This window comes from Azospirillum oryzae (assembly GCF_008364795.1).
Classification (GTDB): Bacteria; Pseudomonadota; Alphaproteobacteria; order Azospirillales; family Azospirillaceae; genus Azospirillum; species Azospirillum oryzae.
On the sequence record NZ_VTTM01000004.1, the window covers coordinates 1 to 20,521 of the forward strand.

16 protein-coding genes are annotated in these 20,521 nt (G+C 68.0%); 7 read left to right on the forward strand and 9 right to left on the reverse strand.

Annotated elements, in window-relative coordinates; genetic code table 11:
• Positions 1–124 precede the first annotated feature (124 nt).
• Complete coding sequence (locus FZ938_RS13595) at positions 125–2,005, reverse strand: right-handed parallel beta-helix repeat-containing protein (protein ID WP_149199036.1); 1,881 nt, start codon at positions 2,003–2,005, stop codon at positions 125–127.
• A gap of 412 nt (positions 2,006–2,417) precedes the next feature.
• Here FZ938_RS13595 and FZ938_RS13600 point away from each other — a divergent pair, with 412 nt between their 5' ends.
• Positions 2,418–3,053, forward strand: coding sequence for a cold-shock protein (locus tag FZ938_RS13600; RefSeq protein ID WP_246457208.1), 636 nt, complete (start codon positions 2,418–2,420; stop codon positions 3,051–3,053).
• Positions 3,054–3,145: 92 nt separating this feature from the next.
• Here the strand turns inward: FZ938_RS13600 and FZ938_RS13605 are convergent, their stop codons facing one another.
• Genes FZ938_RS13605 through FZ938_RS13615 form a run of 3 tightly spaced genes read right to left on the reverse strand, consistent with a single transcriptional unit; the run spans position 3,146 to position 7,762 of the window.
• Positions 3,146–4,846, reverse strand: a complete 1,701-nt coding sequence (locus FZ938_RS13605; RefSeq protein ID WP_246457209.1) for a ShlB/FhaC/HecB family hemolysin secretion/activation protein — start codon at positions 4,844–4,846, stop codon at positions 3,146–3,148.
• A 44-nt stretch (positions 4,847–4,890) separates the two neighbouring features.
• Positions 4,891–7,029, reverse strand: coding sequence for an adenylate/guanylate cyclase domain-containing protein (locus FZ938_RS13610; protein WP_149199038.1), 2,139 nt, complete (start codon positions 7,027–7,029; stop codon positions 4,891–4,893).
• A 25-nt stretch (positions 7,030–7,054) separates the two neighbouring features.
• The gene (locus tag FZ938_RS13615; protein WP_149199039.1) at positions 7,055–7,762 is read right to left on the reverse strand and encodes a hypothetical protein; all 708 of its coding nucleotides are present in this window, start codon (positions 7,760–7,762) and stop codon (positions 7,055–7,057) included.
• A gap of 300 nt (positions 7,763–8,062) precedes the next feature.
• Here FZ938_RS13615 and phoU point away from each other — a divergent pair, with 300 nt between their 5' ends.
• The 3 genes from phoU to FZ938_RS13630 all read left to right on the forward strand — a co-directional run bounded on the left by phoU (position 8,063) and on the right by FZ938_RS13630 (position 11,608).
• Positions 8,063–8,833, forward strand: coding sequence for a phosphate signaling complex protein PhoU (gene phoU / locus FZ938_RS13620; RefSeq protein ID WP_149199040.1), 771 nt, complete (start codon positions 8,063–8,065; stop codon positions 8,831–8,833).
• 211 nt (positions 8,834–9,044) lie between these two features.
• Complete coding sequence (locus FZ938_RS13625; RefSeq protein WP_149199041.1) at positions 9,045–10,199, forward strand: ATP phosphoribosyltransferase regulatory subunit; 1,155 nt, start codon at positions 9,045–9,047, stop codon at positions 10,197–10,199.
• Positions 10,200–10,315: 116 nt separating this feature from the next.
• Entirely contained in the window at positions 10,316–11,608 is a 1,293-nt protein-coding gene (locus tag FZ938_RS13630; protein ID WP_149199042.1) for an adenylosuccinate synthase, read from the forward strand.
• Between the two features lie 69 nt (positions 11,609–11,677).
• Here the strand turns inward: FZ938_RS13630 and FZ938_RS13635 are convergent, their stop codons facing one another.
• Both FZ938_RS13635 and FZ938_RS13640 read right to left on the reverse strand, forming a co-directional pair.
• Positions 11,678–12,382 (reverse strand): SDR family oxidoreductase, encoded by a 705-nt coding sequence (locus tag FZ938_RS13635; protein WP_149199043.1) that lies wholly within the window; start codon positions 12,380–12,382, stop codon positions 11,678–11,680.
• Between the two features lie 93 nt (positions 12,383–12,475).
• The gene (locus FZ938_RS13640) at positions 12,476–12,928 is read right to left on the reverse strand and encodes an RrF2 family transcriptional regulator (protein WP_149199044.1); all 453 of its coding nucleotides are present in this window, start codon (positions 12,926–12,928) and stop codon (positions 12,476–12,478) included.
• 255 nt (positions 12,929–13,183) lie between these two features.
• Here FZ938_RS13640 and FZ938_RS13645 point away from each other — a divergent pair, with 255 nt between their 5' ends.
• Positions 13,184–13,816, forward strand: a complete 633-nt coding sequence (locus FZ938_RS13645; protein WP_149199045.1) for an MBL fold metallo-hydrolase — start codon at positions 13,184–13,186, stop codon at positions 13,814–13,816.
• 12 nt (positions 13,817–13,828) lie between these two features.
• Here the strand turns inward: FZ938_RS13645 and FZ938_RS13650 are convergent, their stop codons facing one another.
• Positions 13,829–14,650: a ParB/RepB/Spo0J family partition protein gene (locus tag FZ938_RS13650; protein WP_149199046.1), complete on the reverse strand. Its 822-nt coding sequence runs from the start codon at positions 14,648–14,650 to the stop codon at positions 13,829–13,831.
• A gap of 444 nt (positions 14,651–15,094) precedes the next feature.
• On the opposite strand from FZ938_RS13650, the gene FZ938_RS13655 reads away from it, so the two are divergent.
• Complete coding sequence (locus FZ938_RS13655) at positions 15,095–15,571, forward strand: class I SAM-dependent methyltransferase (RefSeq protein ID WP_149199047.1); 477 nt, start codon at positions 15,095–15,097, stop codon at positions 15,569–15,571.
• A 12-nt stretch (positions 15,572–15,583) separates the two neighbouring features.
• Positions 15,584–16,924, forward strand: coding sequence for a class I SAM-dependent methyltransferase (locus FZ938_RS13660; protein ID WP_149199048.1), 1,341 nt, complete (start codon positions 15,584–15,586; stop codon positions 16,922–16,924).
• A 49-nt stretch (positions 16,925–16,973) separates the two neighbouring features.
• On the opposite strand, the gene FZ938_RS13665 is transcribed toward FZ938_RS13660, so the two are convergent.
• Positions 16,974–19,133 carry a malate synthase G gene (locus FZ938_RS13665; protein WP_149199049.1) on the reverse strand — a complete coding sequence of 720 codons (2,160 nt, stop codon included), beginning with the start codon at positions 19,131–19,133 and terminating at the stop codon, positions 16,974–16,976.
• A 149-nt stretch (positions 19,134–19,282) separates the two neighbouring features.
• Positions 19,283–20,494, reverse strand: a complete 1,212-nt coding sequence (locus FZ938_RS30540) for a hypothetical protein (RefSeq protein WP_174757023.1) — start codon at positions 20,492–20,494, stop codon at positions 19,283–19,285.
• Between the last annotated feature and the right edge of the window lie 27 nt (positions 20,495–20,521).

A 20,521-nucleotide genomic window follows, 5' to 3' on the forward strand; every position in this document is an offset into this window, starting at 1 on the left:
CGCGTCGGGAGGCGCTTTATAGGCGGCACCCCCCAAACCGCGCAAGACCTTTTTTCATCTCCCATGACGATTTTTTGGCCAGAGGGGTTTAAGGGGCGTCGGACAGGCCGACGCCCCCTGTCCGTCAATAGGCGGCGTGGTCCCAGAACTGTGCCATGCTGCTGTCGGCCTGGTAGCCGTCCGTACCCATCGACGACCAGCTGAGGTCATGGATGCCGTGGGACAGAACCGGCGCGTGATCCTTCAGCGAGTAGTCGGCATGGGCGCTGTCGCGGAAACCCGGATTGAAGACCGCGTCATTCGGGCCATAGGCACGCCCGTTGGCGGCCACATTGCCGTCCATGGTCAGCCTACCGGGGCTGAGCAGCTTCCAGTACTGATTGATCGGGCTGTCACCGGCCGTGAGGTTGTGAATGACCATGTTGTCGTGGGGACGGGCCTCCGCCCCAGCCTTGGGCACCCATTCCAGTCGGATGAAAGCGTCTTCCGGACGGCTGGCGATGCCGAAGTTGTTCTCCAACAGATTGTCGTCTCCGCCATGGACATAGATCCCGGCCCAGGCGAAACCCTTCACGAAGTTGTCGCGCACCACGACGCCGCTGGTCAGATCGTCGAGCGAAATGCCCCAGCCCTTGTGATCGGCCAGCCAGTTGCCTTTGCCGTCGGTGGCGAGGCCGCCGGTGTCGATCACCTCGTTGCCACGGATCACCGAGCCCATGTTCTGGGCCGAGCGGCCGAGCATCTCGATACCGCCGCCGTCGGCGGTCTCCTGCCCGACATTGTGGATCTTGTTGAACTCCACGATGTTCTTGCGGTTCAGCTGGCCGTCGTCCCATTCCTTGAACGACACGCCGTAACGCGGGGCATCGGTGATGTCGTTGTGGCTGACCAGCGTGTTGCTGCTGCCGACCGCGCCGATGCCGGCGCCGCCCTTGGTGATCTGGCCGATATGCTCGATGGTGTTGGCGTAGATGCGGTTGCCGTTGGCTGCGTGGATCATCGAAACGCCGTTGCCGCCGAGCTGCTCCATATGATTGCCGGCGATGCGGCTGGTGTCGGTGCCGTCGAGCGAAACCGCCGTCCCGACATTGACGAAGTGATTGCCGCCGACCGAGTTGCCGTGCCCGCCCTGCATCGACAGCGCAGAGCCGTCATAACGGGTGTCGGAGAAGGTCAGACCTTCGAAGCTGACGTTGCTGGCATTGCTGGTCTTGATCAGCGTGCCGAGCCGGGCGACGACCACGCCGTCCGACTGGAAGCTCGCGGCATGTTCCGGCTTCACCACCAGCTTGCCGTCGCTGGCGCGCCAGCCGAATTCGCCGGCATCTCGGATCAGCGAGGCGTCGTTCATCACCCGGTAGGTGCCGCCGGTGCGCAGGCCGTAGGACGCCGCATCGTCGAGCGTCACCGTGTGGTGGTATTGGTCGATCGACTTCACATGCGAGATGTCGTCCTTCAGCCGTTCGGTGTCGAAGGTCTGAACGACCAGCCCGGCATGGGGCTTGAGGCCCGAGGGGATGTCGCCGTTCGTGAAATTGAAGCTGGTCTTGCTGGCGCCGGTGGAGTTCGCCTTCAGCACATGCCAGCCGCTGGTCGCGGCATGGTCCGGGTTGAAGTCGCCGGTCTGCGCCGCATGCTGGCGGACGCCGCCGATGCTGACGTCAAGGCCGTTGGCAGAGGAGAGCTTGGCCGAATAGAGGCCTTTGCCCTCGTAGGTGAAGCCGGTCACCCGTTCCCCACCGCTCAGCACCGGGGTCTCGCTCTTGTAGGCGAGGAAGCTGTGGCCGTCGTCGTGGGAGTCGAGGGTCAGGGTCTTGTTCAGGCGATAGGTGCCGCCACGAACATAGGTCGTGTCGATGTCGCTCGCCCGCATTGCGTCCCGCGCCTTCTCGAGGCTGGCGAAGGGACCGTCGGTGCCGGCGGCGTTGGGAGCGGCGAGCCGCCCGGACCAGCTGTCATTGCCCTTGGTGGACACGAAAAAAGCGGTCTGGTCGGTGGTCGTCATAAGTCATTCCTCCGTTCTGATGAAGGCATGAGTCGAATTTTTTAGTTAAAAATTTATTTACAGCTTAAGTACCTCCGACGGACAGGTTGTAACTGCAAGATCGGTAATTTGTATCCTGATACCGTACCGGAATTTTGTAGCGTTCTTGTCCGATTTTGTTTGTGGAACCGGAGTATGCATGGAGACTTGGATCCACACCGCTTTTCTCGCGCAATGCGGGCATGGGCGGACGCCCAAGGGGTTCCGGCATATGCGGTAACGTTACAGGTCATCGCCGCACTGGCCATTTTCTGGAATTTTATGATAAGCTTGCCACCGCCGGGGTCTTGTTCTTGGTCATACAGCGGTGCCGCGCCCAGTTCAGCGTCAGGGCCGCCCTCCCCCCGGCTACAGGACGTGAAAGGGACCTGTCTTGAGCGAAGAGTTGAAGAACGTCACCGCGACGAACGTCACCGCGACGGTAAAGTGGTTCAAGCCGGAAAAGGGTTTTGGGTTCGTCCGCCTCGCCGATGGCTCCGGAGAGGCATTCTTGCACGCTTCGGTCCTGGCCGCCGCCTCCCTGCCCAACCCGGTCGAGGGCACGACGGTCGTCTGCGATCTGGCCCAGGGCGCCAAGGGACCCCAGGTCGTCGCCATTCACTCCGCCACGCCGCCGGAAACCCCGCCGGCCCCGCGCGCCCGCAACCAGCGCCCGCCGCGCGCCACCGCATCGGCCGCCCAGCCGATGAGCCAGCCTCCCGGACTGGGTGCGCAGCCTGATGATGGCGGCGAAGGCTTCGCCCGCCCGCCGAAGCCGCCGCGCGAACGGCGCGAGCGTCAGGCCGAGCCGGCCGGCCCGGCGACGATGGCCTACGGCACGGTGCGCTGGTACAATCTGGACAGCCAGTCGGGCCTGATCGAGCCGTGGGAAGACGGCGCGACCGTCTATTTCGACCGTGCGACCCTGCGCCAGTCGGGCCTGGACATCGTCGCCGACGGCGAGGACGTCCGGTATCTGGCCGTCGGGTCGGAAGATGCGCCGGTCGCCCAGCGGGTCGAGTTGATCTGACGACACGCCTCTCACCGGCGATTGCCGCGCGACAGGCCCGTCAAGGGCCAACCCGCGGCGATTGCCGTGTGTGGAATTGGAACCGGGTTGGTCTAGAACCGCGTTGAGAGTGTGAAGAAGGCGCGCGGTGCGCGGTCTTGCGTGCTGAACGGCGTGGTGATGAAGGGCTTGGCAAGCTCAACGCTGGCCTCGATACGCCGGAACACGCCGAATCGCAGGCCGACGCCGGCCGAGGCGAGGGACCGGCGGCCGTGACGCGTTCCGCCCTCGTAGTTGTAGACCGCGCCATAATCGCCGAAGCCGTAGCCGACCGCGTAATCCAGCCCCTCCTCCTGGACCGGCAGGATGTACTGCAGTTCCGCACGGCCGGCGAAGCCGCTGTCGCCGGTGATCTCCGACGGGTCGAAGGCGCGGCCATACTGCTTGCCGCCGAGGCCGTATTCCTCAGACGACAGCAATTGGTCGGGGCTGTATTGCGCCTCGCCGGAGAGGACGAGGACCAGCGATTCGGTCAGCGGCTGATTGCGCTGGGCTGAGACCAGCAGCTTGCGGAAATCGCTGCGCCCGCCACTGCGGGTCAGGTTGGCACTGCCGGATTCCGTGGCGTTCAGGATGTCCAGACCCTTGGACAGTTCCGCCGTCAGCAGGTTCGACCCGCCCCAGCCGTCGGCGAAATCGTAAGCGACATTGGCGGCGACGATGCGCAGCCGGTCCTGCGACAGCTTGTCGCCCAGCGCATCGGTGCGGCTGTCGCGGATGGTGAAGCTGAGGCCGGCGCGCAGCGTCTCCGTCCGGCTGCGGATGAAGGGATGCGCCACCGCGATGCGGCCGGAGGTGGTCAGGCTGTAGAGATCGAGCGGTCGCACGCTGTCGCCGGGCTGCGACCAGGAGCGGCGGACGCCATACTCCACCGTCGTACCCTCGGCATCCACCGGCACCAGCTGCCCGACGTCGAAGAACCGCAGTTCGCGGAGCTGCGGGGTGACGATGCCCTGGGCGGTGGTTCGCTCGAACAGGCCAAGCTGGTCCTCGACGGCAGCGACGCCGGTCAACTGGAAGGGACCGATCGAGCGGGTGCCGCGGTTGTCGAGCGACAGGAAGCCGTTGAAGGGCGTGCGCTCCAGCGCCAGCGTCAGGCGCGAGGCACCGGGGGTGTCCGGCGACGCCTCCAGCACCGTCTTCACCGCGACGCCGGGCAGGTCGTCCGCCAACAGGACATAGCGCTCCATATCCGCCATGCGCAGCGGCCGGGACGCCTTGATCTTCTCCCCCATCCGCCGCAGCAGGCCGAGCCGGTCGGTCGCCCCGCCCTGGACGACCACCTCGTCGACATAGCCTTCCACCACCTGCAGGCGGACGACGCCGTCGCGGATGCGCTGGGCCGGCACCACCGCCTGGGACAGCACATAGCCGTCGTTGCGGTAGCGCGCGGTGATGGCGTCGCGGATGGCGTAGAGGTCGGCCAGAGTGATCGGCTTGCCCAGCTTTTCGCGCCACAGGGCGGACAGGCTGGCGCTGTCATAGACGCTGTTGCCGTCGATGCGGACTTCGCTCAGCGTCAGGGTGATGCGCTCGGCATCGCGGGGCGGCGGCGCCTTTTCCGGCGCCGGCATCTCGATCTCCGGTGAGGATTGCGGCACGGCCGGCCGTTCGAAGCGCTGCTCCAGGCGATTGGGATCGAGCGAGGGCGGCAAAACCGGCGGCACCGTCTGGGCCAGCGCCGGCAGCGGACCGGCGACGCCCGCCAGCAGCAGGGCGGACAGGCGGGCGAGCCGACGCAGGCGTCGGGGCATGGGAGTGGGCATCGCGGTTCGGGACACGGCTTGTCGTCGTCCGGCTATTTGTCGGTAAGGGCGGTGACGCCGGCCCAGTCCGGCTCGGGCGCCCGGCCGATGCGCTTTTCCGCCTTGTGCAGCATCGCCAGGGCGGCGCCGTCGGTGGCGACCAGGGCGCGGAAGCCGGCGGCGGCGGCCTCGAACCGGCCGGCGCGCCAATGGTCGAGGGCGGTCGCGTAGGCGGCGCGCTGGGCGCGGTCCTCCGGATCGGCGCGGCGGGCGTCGGACAGCGGCTCGAACACCTCGACCGGTTCGCTGCGGCCGACGACCTGCACGATGTCGAGCGCGCGGAAGGCCTCCAGGTCGCCATGGTGGCGCATGGTCTCGCCGCTGACCATCAGGACGGTGTTGTAGTATTTGTTGGCCCCCTCCAGCCGCGAGGCCAGATTCACCGTGTCGCCCATCACCGTGTAGTTGAAGCGGCGGGGCGAGCCGATGTTGCCGATCAGCGCCGGCCCGGTGGCGATGCCGATGCGGTTGGAGCCGCGCCCGCTGGCGGTCGCCAGCAGGGTCGGATCGTCCGCCATCGCCTGACGCATCGCCAGCGCCGCCGCCACCGCGGCGCGGGCATGGTTGTCGATGGCGTATGGGGCGCCGAACACCGCCAGAACGGCGTCGCCGATGTATTTGTCGACGAAGCCGCCATGCGCCTCGATGATGTCGGTCATCACCGTGAAATAGCGGTTCAGCACGGCGACCAGGGCTTCCGGCTCCATCCCCTCCGACATCTTGGTGAAGCCTGCGATGTCGCAGAACAGGATCGACAGGTCGCGCTCCTCCCCGCCCAGGCTGGGCGACTGGCCCGACGCGATCATGTCGTCGATCAGGGACCCCGGCAGATAGAGCTTGAAGGCGTTGCGGATGTGCCGCTGGTCGCGGTCCAGCACGGCGAAGCGCAGACCCAGCGCCAGCGGGAAGACCAGCAGCGCCGCCAGCGCCGCCTGCAGATAGGGCAGGACCAGCCCGCCCTGGAAGACTTCCACCGCCACGCCGCTCCACCCTGCCAGCAGCAGGAGCAGGCCGGCCGCGGCCACCGGCGGCCGGGTCGCCAGCGTCACCACGGCGGCCAGCCCGGCCAGCAGCAGGATCAGCGCCGCGGCGGCCGGCCGGCCGGTCTCCGCCAGCGCGTCATGCGCCATCAGGTTGGAGATGGCGGCGGCGTGGATGTAGACGCCGGGAATGCTGTCGCGGGTGCGACCTGCGACATACAGCTCGCTCATCACCGGCAGGGCGCAGCGTTCGGGAAGATTCACCCCCTCCGGCTTGGTGACCCAGCGGTTGGAGGAGAGCTTGCGGTCCTCCACGTCCAGCACCGTGCCGACCATCACCGCCTTGCCCTTGAAGTGGCTGGCGAAAAAGTCGGTCTTACCGGCCTCGGCGCAGGCATACAGGTCGGCCAGCGAATAGGTCGGGATGGCGCCGGGCGCGGTGGCGTGGTTGACCAGCAGCCGGTTGCCCTCGCCGCCCGGAATCCGGTAGCCGGCCAGCGTGGCGGAGCCGTCGGCCCCCCATTCCAGCGGCGCCTTCAGCGCGCGCGACGCCACCTCCACCGCCATGCCCGGCTCGGCCTTCGGCTTGCCGTCGGGGCCGGCCACGGTCAGCGTCAGCGGCACGCGGCGCAGCACGCCGTCGGCATCCTCCACCAGATTGACCGAGCGGACATTGTTGACCCCGGCGGCGATCATATAGCCGCGGTAGGGCATCAGCGGGTCGCTCTGATGCTGCACCTTGGCCAGCACCAGCCGTCCCTCCTTGCCGCCGCGGCGCAGGGTCAGCAGGTAATCGCGCTCGAATCCGGGGATCAGCGTCTCGACCGAGGTCGGGTGGACGAGGTCGAGGCCGATGGCCGCCGCCCCGCCGTCCAGCATGGCGCCGAGCACGGTGCCCAGCCGCGGACCCCACAGCGCCTGCGGCGTGCCGGCGAAGGGCGGGCGGCGGTAGGTTTCCTCATCGATGCCGACCACCACAACCGGCGACGGATCGGGGGCCGGCCGGGGGCCATGCAGCCGCTCCCGCAGCCAATAGAGGCTGTCGATCGACGGCCCCTGCAGCGACGACGAGGCGGCCAACACCAGAAGTGATGCTACGACGGGCGCCACCGCGCCGAGCAGGACCAGCCGGACGCGCCGGGGCAGCCTCATCCTATTCAACGGTCGTGCCCGCCGCTCAGAAGCGGATCAGGCGGCCGAGCGCCGGGCCGCCGCCGCCGGCGGCCTTCTCGTCGATCTTCACGATGAAGGACTTCTGCCCGGCGGAAACCTTGTAGAGGCCACCCGGCTCCAGCCCGCTGCCCTTCTTCGCGGTGTCCAGCGTGGTGCCGGGGACATTGACGGTCGTCAGCGCGATGCCCTGCACGTCCAGCCGGTCGATGGTGACCGGGCCGGGAGCCGACAGGATCAGCACCGGATGGGTCTTGAACAGGGTCAGGTCCGGCTTCGGCAGCGGCGCCTTCATGCCCGGCAGGGCGATGGGCGCGCTGCGGAAGACGGTCACCCCCGCCTTGCCCGCCTCGTTGGAGGCCAGCAGCAGCTTGCCGCCGTCGCAGGGCAGCGTGTGGCGGTCGATGCTGCCGCCCTCCACCGCCGACTCGCGGGCGCCGACCGTCACCGAGCCGCCGGTGATCGTCTCGTTCACGCAGGATTCCAGATAGCTCAGCGTCAGCGTCTGCCCGGCCTTCAGCGCCACGGTACGGCCGGCCGCCAGATAATCCATCGGCTGCACGCCGTCGACGCCGTCGGACACATCCTCGACCAATGCGGTGGGAGCGCTTGCGGCCGGCGCCGGATCGGCGGCGAGCGCCAGCGGCGAGGCAGCCAGCAGAAGCAGGGACCCTGCGGCAACGGCGCGAAGCGGCATCTGGAACGCGACGGACATGAAAAACGGCCTCCCGGTCAGTGCAGGGGGAATGTACCCCATGCGGACGGTTTCAATACGGCTCCGTACCCTTTAGCGAAGTTACCGAGTTACTTCAAATCCAATACGTCACCGGCGGACAAGGTCACGAGCGGACCGCCAGTAAAGCCGGGGTGCCCGGCCGACACGCGATTGTCAAGGAAGTGAAATAAACCCGCCACACCGACGTCATGACCACAGGCTAATATACACGTCCCGCGCGTGGCGGCCCTGCGGGCTGTGGCGGACGGACCGGACATCATTGGAGCGTCGCGACCGAACATGGGCACCGAACACATCGTCCGCTCCTTCGCGCAGGAATTGCAGCGCCTGTCCAACCTCGTCACCCAGATGGGCGGCGTGGCGGAGGCGCAGGTCGAAGCCGCGGTGAAGGCGGTGACCCGCCGCGACGTCGGGCTCGCCTCGCAGGTGATGCAGGCCGATGCCCGGCTCGACGCCTACGAACGCGACATCGACGCGGAGGCGGTGCGGTTGCTGGCCCTGCGCCAGCCGATGGCGCAGGACCTGCGCGAGATCGTCTCCGCCCTGAAGGTCTCCGCCGACCTGGAACGCATCGGCGACTATGCCGCCAACATCGCCAAGCGGTCGCTGGCGCTGGCCCAGGTGCCGGTGGTGCGGCCGGCCGCCGGCATCCCGCGCATGGGCCGGCTGGTCGAGACGATCCTGAAGGAGGTGCTCGACGCCTACATCGAGCGCGACGTCGACAAGGCCATCGCCGCCTGGGAGCGCGACGAGGAACTGGACGACCTCTACACCAGCCTGTTCCGCGAGGTCCTCACCTACATGATGGAGGATCCGCGCAACATCACGCCCTGCACGCATCTGCTGTTCATGGCGAAGAATCTGGAGCGCATCGGCGACCACGCCACCAACATCGCGGAGATCATCCATTTCCTGGTGGTCGGCACGCCGCTGACCGTGCTGCGCCCGAAGAATGACGGCAGCAGCTTCGCCGTGGTGTCGCCGGCCGCTCCGGACATCGACCTGCCGCTCCCCCCCGACGACGATGCCGGCCCGGCCGACGCCGGCTGAATTCCGCCCGCCTGCGCACTTGCCCACCCCGCCGCCGGCAGCGACACTTTGTCCGTCCACCTGCAGTGAATCCGCCCGCGCAGGGGAGATACCGCCACCGTGCGGGGCTTTTCCGTTTGCATGCGGCGCGGGGGTCGGGTATTAGCCCGCCCCGTGTGCCCGACATTCGCCGCGGCATCCCTGTCCCTGCCTGCAACGAGACACGCTGGTCATGCCCGCCGACGCACTGAGTTCCGCCCTGCTTCCCGCCGGACTGCACGACGTGCTGCCGTCCGAAGCGGCGCATGAGGCGGCGGCCGTCGAACGCCTGCTGGCGGAATTCGCCGCGCAGGGTTACCGCCGCGTCGATCCGCCGCTGGTCGAGTTCGAGGAGAACCTGCTCTCCGGCCCCGGCGCGGCGATGTCCAAGCAGACCTTCCGGCTGATGGACCCGCATTCGCAGCGGATGATGGCGGTCCGCGCCGACATCACCCCGCAGATCGCCCGCATCGCCACCACCCGCCTGAAGAACGAGGCCCGGCCGCTGCGCCTGTGCTACGCCGGGCAGGTGCTGCGGGTGAAGGGATCGCAGCTGCGCCCCGAACGCCAGTTCACCCAGGTCGGCGTCGAGCTGATCGGCGCCCTGGAGGCGGAGGCGGATGCCGAGGTGGTGCTGCTGGCCGTCCAGGCGCTGACCGCCATCGGCGTGCCGCACCTGTCGGTCGACCTCTGCGTGCCGACCATGGTCTCGCGCATCTGCGCCGGCCTCGGCCTGGGCGAGGACGAGATACGCCAGCTGCGCGCCGCGCTCGACCGCAAGGACTCCGCCGCGGTCGCGGCCGTCGGCGGCCCGGCGGCCAAGCTGCTCGAAACGCTGATGGACGCCTCCGGTCCCGCCGACCGCGCCATGCAGGCGCTGGCCGCGCTGCCGCTGCCGGAAGGCGCCGAGAAGGACCGCCGCCGGCTGACCGACACGCTGGCCCTGCTGCGCGCGGCGATGCCCGACCTGACGGTGACCATCGATCTGGTGGAACATCGCGGCTTCGAATACCAGACCGGCCTCAGCTTCACCCTGTTCTCCCGCGCCGCGGGGGAGCTGGGCCAGGGCGGTCGCTACCGCGCCGGCGCCCAGGGCGATGGCCGTGGGGAGCCGGCGACCGGCTTTACGCTCTACATGGACACGCTTCTGCGCGCGGTTCCGGCGGCCAAGGCCCCCGGCCGGGTGTATGTGCCGCATGGCAGCGGTTGGGAGACGGCGCGCAGGCTGCGGGCCGACGGATGGGTGACGGTCGCCGGGCTCGCACCGGTGGCCGATGCGGCCGCGGAAGCCAAACGGCTCCAGTGCGGCCATTGGCTGGCCGGCGGCGACGTCAAGCCGGCCGGATAAGCTTGGGTTCGATGAGCTTGGGTTTAGGGTGAACGGACCCCCACGCCGCGCGGATGGTGCCCTGCGGTGGATCGGGTGGTTGAGCGGTTCCTTTTGAAGTTTTGCGGAGACGAGAGATGGCCAACGTTGCGGTGGTCGGCGCCCAGTGGGGCGACGAGGGCAAGGGCAAGATCGTCGACTGGCTGTCCAGCCGGGCCGATGTGGTGGTGCGCTTCCAGGGCGGTCACAACGCCGGCCACACGCTGGTGATCAACGGCGTCGAATACAAGCTGAGCCTGCTGCCGTCCGGCGTGGTGCGCCAGAACAAGCTGTCGGTCATCGGCAACGGCGTCGTCTTCGACCCGTGGGCCTTCATCCGCGAAGTGAACGCGATCAAGGAAAAGGGCGTCTCCGTCACCCCGGAAAACCTGATCGTCGCCGAAAACGTGCCGCTGATCCTGCCGGTGCACAGCGCGCTGGACAAGGCGCGGGAAGAGGCCAAGGGCGCCGGCAAGATCGGCACCACCGGCCGCGGCATCGGCCCGGCCTATGAGGACAAGGTCGCCCGCCGCGCCATCCGCCTGTGCGACCTGACCGACGACGCCGTGCTGGTGGAGAAGGTCGACGCCCTGCTTGCCCACCACAACGCGCTGTTCCGCGCGCTGGGCGCGCCGGAGATGACCCCGGCCGACATCCTGGATCCCCTGCGCGAGATCGCGCCGCAGGTCCTGCCCTACGCCGCAGTCGTCTGGAAGCAGCTGGACGAACTGCGCCGCGCCGGCAAGCGCATCCTGTTCGAAGGCGCCCAGGGCACGATGCTGGACATCGACCACGGCACCTATCCGTATGTCACCTCCTCCAACACGGTGGCCGGCAACGCCGCCGCCGGCAGCGGCATGGGGCCGCGCGCCGTCGGCTATGTGCTGGGCATCTGCAAGGCCTACACCACCCGCGTCGGCTCCGGCCCCTTCCCGACCGAGCTGCTGGACGACATCGGCGAACTGATCGGCCAGAAGGGCAAGGAGTTCGGCGTGGTGACCGGGCGCAAGCGCCGCTGCGGCTGGTTCGACGCCGTCATGGTCCGCCAGGCGGTCAAGACCGGCGGCATCGACGGCATCGCCCTGACCAAGCTGGACGTGCTGGACGGCTTCGACGAGATCAAGGTCTGCGTCGGCTACAAGCTGGACGGCAAGGAGATCGACTACTACCCGTCGAACGCCGGTTCCCAGGCCCGCGTCGAGCCGATCTACGAGACCTTCGAAGGCTGGAAGGACACCACCCGCGGTGCCCGCTCCTGGGCGGAGCTGCCGGCCCAGGCCGTCAAGTATGTCCGCCACATCGAGGAACTGATCCAGGCCCCGGTCGCCCTGCTGTCGACCAGCCCGGAACGCGACGACACCATCCTGATGACGGACCCCTTCGCCGACTGATACGGCGGGGTTCTGCCAAGCAAAAAGGGCCGGCACTTCGCCGGCCCTTTTCGTTTCTACGGCGCCGGCTCAAACCGAGCGCGTCAGCCCGCCATCGACCCGGATGTTCTGGCCGGTGATGTAGCCGGCGCCCGGCGATGCCAGGAAGGCCACCGTCGCCGCGATCTCCTCGCTGCTGCCATAGCGCTGCATCGGCACGCTCTGGCGCCGTTCCTCGGTCGCGGGCAGGCTGTCGATCCAGCCCGGCAGGACATTGTTCATCCGCACATTCTCCGCCGCATACTGGTCGGCGAAGATCTTGGTATAGGCGGCCAGCCCCGCCCGCGCGACGGCGGATGTCGGGAACATCGCGCTCGGCTCGAACGCCCAGGCGGTGGAGATGTTGACGATGGAGCCCGCCTTCTGCGCCACCATGATCGGCGCCACCAGCCGGACAGCCCGCACGACGTTGAGGAAATAGACCTCGATCCCGCGGTGCCAGTCCTCGTCGCTGATCTCCAGCAAAGCCCCGCGCGGCCCGTGGCCGGCGCTGTTGACCAGCGCGTCGATGCGGCCCCAGCGCTGCATGGCGGCATCGACCAGCCGCTTCAGGTCGTCGTTGGACTGGTTCGACCCCGTGACCCCGATGCCGCCCAGCTCCGCGGCCAGCGCCTCGCCCTTGCCGGAGGAGGACAGGATCGCGACCTTGAATCCGTCGGCCGCCAGCCGGCGCGCCGAGGCCGCCCCCATGCCGCTGCCGCCCGCCGTGATGACGGCCACCTTCTCTTCAGACATGCCGATCCCTCCCAAACCAATGGTTTGGCCAACCATACGGGAGGCCCGCCCGCCGCCTCAAATGCGATTTCAGCGGGGCGGCAAGCGGGACGGTCAGATGTCGAAGTTGGCGGCGATGTTGCCGGTGGACTGGCGGTGGCGCAGGGCGTCGGCCAGCGTCCGGTTGTCGAGCACGGAGGCCGTGGCGTCGCGGACCTGCAGCATCAGCCAGCGGACCGAGCAGGTCTCCGTATCGATGCAGTCCTCGCACGGCTTGAAGGAGCCCTTGCTGGCGCAGGGGAGCGGGGCGAGATGGCCGTCGATCAGGCGAATCACCTCGCCGAAGGTGATCTGGGCGGCGGGGCGGGCCAGCCGGTAGCCGCCGCTCTTGCCGCGCTTGGCGAACAGGATGCCTTCCTTGCGCAGTTCGACCAGGATCGCTTCCAGGAATTTGCGCGGGATATTCTCGCGCTCCGCGATGTCGGCGATCAGGATCAGGTCGCCGGTGTCCTTCTCCGCCAGCATGATAAGGGCACGCAACGCATATTTGGCTTTCTGCGACAGCATTCCGGCGGAATCCGTATTTTTGCGGCGACGGTGGTTGGTCCGCCCCGATCTAAAGCTTCGGAGGTTAACATTTCGTGCCGGCCCGGTATTCCACCCAAAGGCGTGTTCCCGCCGGACGCCCGGACCTTAGCCAGTTTCGCCGGCCATTGCGACCGGCTTTGCGCGAATGGTTTGCGGCATCCGGCGCGGGCGCGTTAAGGTCCCTCGGCCCCAAGGGTCATTCCGCCGTTTCCACGCAGAGTCGAAGGTCAGGACATGCAGTACGCCATCGTTCCGGTCACCCCGTTCCAGCAGAACTGCACGGTGCTCTGGTGCCCCGAGACGATGAAGGGCGCCGTCATCGATCCCGGCGGCGACCTGGACCGCATCCTGGCCGCGGTGAAGGCGAAGGGCGTGACGCTGGAGAAGGTCCTGGTCACCCACGGCCACATCGACCATGCCGGCGCCGTCGCCGATCTGGCCGACAAGCTGTCGCTGCCGATCGAGGGGCCGCACCGCGACGACCAGTTCTGGATCGACGGCATGCCGATGCAGAGCCAGATGTTCGGCTTCCCGCCCGTCCGCTCCTTCACGCCCGACCGCTGGCTGGAGGAGGGAGACACGGTGACCGTCGGCAACCAGACGCTGGAGGTGCGTCACTGCCCAGGCCACACCCCCGGCCACGTCGTGTTCGTCCATGTGCCGTCGAAGCTCGCCATCGTCGGCGACGTGCTGTTCCAGGGCTCGATCGGCCGCACCGACTTCCCCAAGGGCAACTACGCCGACCTCATCGCCTCGATCCGCGACAAGCTGTTCCCCTACGGCGACGACATCGCCTTCATTCCCGGCCACGGCCCGATGTCGAATTTCGGGGAAGAGCGGCTCTACAATCCGTTCTTGAACGACTGAACGCTACGCGCCTCAATCCACCATCGGCTCGTCGCCCAGCAGCAGGTCGATGCGGCGGCGCAGGCTGATCAGTTCGCGGCGCTGCATGTCGTCGACATAGGCGCGGTGCTCGCGCGGATCGCCCAGCCGGGCGGTCGCGCGGCGCAGCGCGTCGAGGAAGCGGCCGACCGCCGACATGGTGCGCAGCGACGGTTCCTTGGCGGCGTCCTTGCGGCTGCGGGCGGCCTGAACGGTGCCGTCGCCGGCCTTCACCTGCTCCCACAACGCCATCTGCTCGTCCAAATCCTTGATCCAGGCGATCTCGATCAGGGTGGAACGCGAGACATCGTGATGGGCGGCGGCATATTCCTGCTTGATCGTCTCCGGCAGGCTGTTCAGCCGCAGGGTATGGCTGACGTTGCTCTGGCTCTTGCCGATGATGCGGCCAAGCTGTTCCTGGGTGTATCCGAAGCGGTCGATCAGACGGGACAGCGCCTCCGCCAGTTCCAGCGCATCCAGATCGACGCGCTGCACATTCTCCACCAGCGTCAGCTCGTCCGGATTGCCGGAGGTGACCAGCGCGTAGATGGTCGCCAGCCCCAGCATCTCATGCGCACGCAGCCGCCGTTCGCCGGCGACCAGCCGATGGCCGCCCACGACCTCCTGCACCAGGATCGGCTGTTTCAGCCCGTAATGCGCAATCGAGTCGGCCAGACTCTGCATCTCCTGCGGGTCGAAATGGCGGCGCGGCATGCCCGGATTGCGCATCACCCGTGCGACGTCGAGTTCCAACAGCCGGGGCGGCTTGCCCGTATCGTCGAACAGATCCGAATGATCGGGTGCGAGCGTCGGCATGTCCTGTTCCGGTCCCCTGGTCCCCTGTCCGTCCGGCGTCCTTCCGGTTCCGCAACGGTGCCCGGCGGTCACGGCCCTGTCAACGGTGCAGTGGAAGAAAAGGAGAACATTGCCGTTGCGGTTCGCCGGAGCGGGCATGGCCCGGTCCTCTCCCACTCTTCCGGCTAACCCAACGGGGGGATGTCCAATGGAAATACTCAGTGAAAAGGATCCGTCATTGCAGCGTCACCGTTTTGTTAAACGATCATTCAAAATCCATTCGGCTGGCGCAATGAAACGTAACTCAGTAAAAAGGGTTGAAGCAGAGCCGAGGAATTGATCCGGCGTCTGTTGGGAGGTCGGTCGATGTCACTTGCTGAACGCAAGCTTTTTGTAGAGCGCTGGATTCGCTCACCCCTGAAGGTCGCGTCGGTAACTCCAAGCGGTCCTGAACTGTGCCGGGCCATGGCGAAGGCCGCCCACTGCGATCCCGGTCGCCGCGTTGTGGAACTGGGTCCGGGCACCGGTCCGGTCACCTCCGCGCTGCTGGCCCATGGCGTCACTCCCGACAATCTGCTGATGGTGGAACTCGACCCCGCCTTCGCCGACCATCTGTCGATTCTGCACCCCAACGCCACGGTGGTGCGCGGCGACGCCACGCGCGTCCACCGCATCGTCCGGGCCCATGGCTGGGAGACCTGCGACGCGGTGGTGTCGGGCCTGCCGCTGATCGCCATGCCGCTGTCGGTCCAGGCCCGGATCGTGCGCGGCGCTTTTTCCGTGCTGGCGCAGGACGGCGTTTTCGTGCAATTCACCTATGGTCCCTTCGCCCCGGTCAATCCGGAACTGATCCGGCGGCTGCGGCTGAAGCCGCGGCGCCATGCCTGGATCGCCCGGAACCTGCCGCCGGCGTCGGTCTGGACCTTCCGCCGGCTGCCCTGACGACGAGTCATTTTGACCGCTGATTCCATTCTGGTCGAAGCGCGCGCCCTGATCGACGCGCGCCGTTACCGCCCCGCCCTGCGCCTGCTGCGCGGCGATGCCTTCCCCCACGGGCTTGCCAACGGACTTGCCAACGGACTTGAACGTCTGCATCTGCTGGGTCTGGCCCATCTCGGCCATCGCGACGCCCCGGCGGCCATCGCCTGCCTGCGCCGCGTTCTGGCCCACCGGCCGGACGATCCGGACCTGCTGTCGGCCCTGGCCCAGGCCCATCAGGCCGACAACGCCCCCTTCCCCGCCGTTCGCTGGTTCGAGCGCGCGGCCCGGGTCACGCCCGGCGACGCGACACTCACCGCATCCCTGGCCGGCGCCCTTCGCCGCGACGCCCGCTATGGCGACGCGCTGACCCTGGCCCGGACGGCGATCCGCGGTGGTGACACCTCGCCCGACATTCGTTATGAGGCGGCGATGGCCGCCGCCTATCTCGGCGAGGATGCGGAGTCACTGGCCCATTTCGACGCTTTGCTCGCCGACGATCCCGAACATGCCGCCGCCTGGTTCGGCAGCCATGCCCAGGCGCTGCATCACCACGGCCCCGAGGAGGCCCTGCGCCGCCTGCGCCGCGCCACCCGCTGCGGCGGCGCCAACGGCAAATATTGGGGCTATCTCGCCGCCACCCTGCGGCTGCTCGGCCGCGATGCCGAGGCCGAGGCCGTCGAGGATGCCGAGATCGGCGACAACCCGAAGCGCCGGCCGCTTCCCGACGGTGCCAAGGCGCTGCTGCCGAAGCTCTCCGCGGACTTCCGGCTGTTCGGCAACAGCGGCCGGCTGCTGCGCCACGCGCTGGCCTGCGCCGCGACTTCCGGTCTGGTTCTGGAGTTCGGCGTGCGGCGCGGCACCTCGCTCAACCATATCGCCGATGTGGCAGAGCAGGAGGTCCACGGTTTCGATTCGTTCGAGGGGCTGCCGGAGGGCTGGGTCAACTCCCCCCGCGGTGTGCTGACCACCGGCAGCCAGCTGCCGCCGGTGCGCGACAATGCCCGCCTGCATGTGGGGTGGTTCGAGGACAGCCTGCCGCCTTTCCTCGCCGCCCATCCAGGGCCGGTGCGCTTCGTCAATGTCGACAGCGACATCTACGCCTCGGCCCGCACCGTGCTGACCGCGTTGGCCGACCGGGTGCGGCCGGGAACCGTCATCGTGTTCGACGAGTATATCGGCAACCGCAGCTGGCGCGACGACGAGTACCGGGCGTTCCAGGAATTCGCCGCGGAGAACGCGGTCCGCTACGAGTATTTCGCGGCCAGCCCCTACACCAAGCAGGTGGCGGTGCGGGTGCTGGGGATCGGAACCTGAACAATGGCTGCGGCAGAGGGGGCAATGCCCCTCCGCCGCAAATACCAACTCACCCCGCCGCCTTCACCTGACGGCGACGCGCGTGCAGGACCGGCTCGGTGTAGCCGTTCGGCTGGACGCGACCCTTGAACACCAGATCGCACGCCGCCTGGAAGGCGATGCTGCCGTCGAAGTTGCCGGCCATCGGCTTGTACAGCGGGTCGCCGGCATTCTGCTTGTCGACGACGGCGGCCATGCGCTTCATGACCTCCATCACCTGCGCTTCGGTGCAGATGCCGTGGTGCAGCCAGTTGGCGATGTGCTGGCTGGAGATGCGCAGGGTGGCGCGGTCTTCCATCAGCCCGACGTCGTGGATGTCCGGCACCTTGGAGCAGCCGACGCCCTGGTCGATCCAGCGCACCACATAGCCGAGGATTCCCTGGGCGTTGTTCTCCAGCTCCTGCCGGATCTCGTCCTCCGACCAGTTGGGACGGTCGGCGAGCGGGATGGTCAGGATGTCGGACAGGGATGCTGCCTGACGCTTGGCCAGCTGGTCCTGCACCTCGGCCACATTCACGGCGTGGTAGTGGGTGGCATGCAGGGTGGCGGCGGTCGGCGACGGCACCCAGGCGGTGTTGGCGCCGGCCTTCGGGTGGCCGATTTTGGCGACCAGCATGTCGGCCATCAGGTCCGGCATCGCCCACATGCCCTTGCCGATCTGGGCGCGGCCCTTCAGCCCGGCGCGCAGGCCGACATCGACATTGTTGTCCTCATAGGCCGAAATCCACTTGGTGGCCTTCATCGCCGCCTTGCGGACGACCGGGCCGGCCTCCATCGAGGTGTGGATCTCGTCGCCGGTGCGGTCGAGGAAGCCGGTGTTGATGAACACCACGCGGTCCTTGGCGGCGCGGATGCACTCCTTGAGGTTGACGCTGGTGCGGCGCTCCTCGTCCATGATGCCGACCTTGAGGGTGTTGCGGGCCATGCCCAGCAGGTCCTCGACACGGCCGAACAACTCGTCGGCGAAGGCGACCTCTTCCGGCCCGTGCATCTTCGGCTTCACGATGTAGACGGAGCCGGCGCGGCTGTTGCGCAGACCGCCTTCCGCCTTCAGGTCATGCAGCGCGATCAGCGAGGTGAAGACGCCGTCGAGGATGCCCTCCGGCGCCTCGCTGCCGTCGGACAGCTTGACCATGTCGATGGTCATCAGATGGCCGACATTGCGGACCAGCAGCAGGCTGCGGCCATGCAGGGTGACGCTGCCGGTCGGCGTGGTGTAGACGCGGTCCGGGTTCAGCTTGCGGACGACGGTCTTGTCGCCCTTGGGGAAGCTCGCCTCCAGCGTGCCCTTCATCAGGCCCAGCCAGTTGCGATAGGCGACGACCTTGTCCTCCGCATCCACGGCGGCGACGGAATCCTCGCAGTCCTGGATGGTCGACAGGGCCGCTTCCAGCACCACGTCGGCAACGCCGGCCGCGTCGTCCTTGCCGATCACGCTGTTGCGGTCGATGCGGATTTCGATGTGGGTGCCGTTCTGGACCAGCAGCACGGCCGACGGCGCCGAAGGCTCGCCCTGCCAGCCGACGAAGGCGGCCTTGTCCTTCAGGCCGGTCTTGCCGCCGCTCTTCAGCGTCACCGCCAGCGTGTCGCCCTCGACCGCATAGCCGGTGGCGTCGGCATGACTGCCCTCGGCCAGCGGAACGCTGTCGTCCAGGAACTTGCGCGCCCAGGCGATCACCTGCGCGCCGCGGGCGGCGTCATAACCGCCGGCCGCCGGGGTGCCCGGAATGGCGTCGGTGCCGTACAGCGCGTCGTACAGGCTGCCCCAGCGCGCGTTGGCGGCGTTCAGGGCATAGCGGGCGTTGGTGATCGGCACCACCAGCTGCGGACCGGCGAGATAGGCGATTTCCGGATCGACATTGCCGGTGCCGACGGCGAAGTCGCCGCCCTCCGGCACCAGATAGCCGATCTCGCGCAGGAAGGATTCGTATTCGGCCTGATCGAAGACCTTGCCGCGGCGGGCGACATGCCACGCGTCGATCTGCGCCTGCAGGCTGTCGCGCTTGTCCAGCAGAGCCTTGTTGCGCGGCGCCAGCTCGTGCAGGAGCTGGTCGAGGCCGGTCCAGAGACGGTCGGCGTCGACACCAGTCCCCGGCAGCGCCTCCTCATTGATGAAGTCGTACAGCGGCTGGGCGATTTCGAGGCCGCCACGGCGGATCCAGTTGCTCATCTCGTTGCGTGTCCCATTCTCTTGCGCTCGGTTCGCAGACTCCTCTCCGGGAGTCTTGGTTCATCGGTTATCGCGTCTTCCGCGCGAGCCGGTCAACACAATGTCGCACCGCAGCGTATGGAGAAATGGTAGCAGACGGCCTATCCCGGTCAGGCCAGCAGATTCAGCGCCGCCGCCGGCTGGACGGTCGGATCGGCGGTCGATGGCATGGCCGGCATCTCCGCACTTTCCGCATCGCCGCCGAGCAGTCCGGCCACGGCAAGGGCTTCGCTGGACCCGAACGCCGCGGCGCGCAGGGCGTTGACCTCCTTCTGGGCGGCTTCGACCATCTTGTCGTCGGCCTTGAAGCCCTCCCGCCGCTCGCGCCGCCGTTTCTCCGACTCGTCCAGCATGTTGGCGGCCTTCGCCTCGCCGATGATGCGCTTGGAGGTGGCAAGCACCCCCTCCACCCGCTGGCCGAAGGTGTCGGCTTCGCGGTAACGCGACATCTTAACGGCGTTGTCGGCCATCAACTGCTGGATCATCGCGCTTCGCCCGCCGGTGCCGGCAGTCGCGGCGGCAGACGGGCCGGCGGCAGACGGGCCGGCGGCAGACGGATCGGCGGCGGATAGGCCGGCGGATGGGCCGGCGGCGGTCATCCCCCCATTGCCCAGGCCCGACAGCACGTCCTCCACCATGCGGGCGATGTCATCCGGCAGTTTGCCGTCCCGCACCCCCGCCGCGCCCGCGGACTGAAGATCCGCGTCGGCACCGGCATCCGCAGCCATCAGGTCGGCCGCGCTTTCCGCAGAACCGGCGGCGACCGAAGCCCCCTCCCCCGTCGAGATGCCGATGGTCAGCGTCACTTCGGTCTGCTGCAGGGTCAGGCTCGTGGTGCTGCGGGTGATCGTCGTCTCCGACGACAGCATCATGCTGCCGCCGGCGGCTGCGCTGGTGTCGCCGGGCAGCCCCATCTCCGCCGCGGCCTTGATGCCGGCACCATATTCTTTGGCGGCGCGCCCGGCCTCGCGCGCCAGCAGCGCCGCTTCCCGCGCCAGGGTCGCCAGCTTCTGCGGATCGCCCTGGGCGAAGCGCATCGCCAGCTTCAGTTGCTCGATCTTGCGTTCGACCTGCTCAAGCCGGGCGGCGGCCGCCTGCTTGGGTCCGCCCACCCGCCTCGCCTCTTCCAGCGCCGCCTGGGCGCTGGCATGGTCGCTCTGCCATTTGGCGGCGGCCTGGGTCAGCGCCTGCGCCCGCTCCGCCTTCTGGGCGAGCTGGCCCTGGGCGTCCTTCGCCTGAAGCTCCTTCTCCCACGGCTTCTTCGCCTGCTGCAGGCGGAAAAGACCGGCCTGACTGTCGGCCACCACGCTGAAGACGCTCATGCCGCCATCCCCCGGTCCGGCCGCACC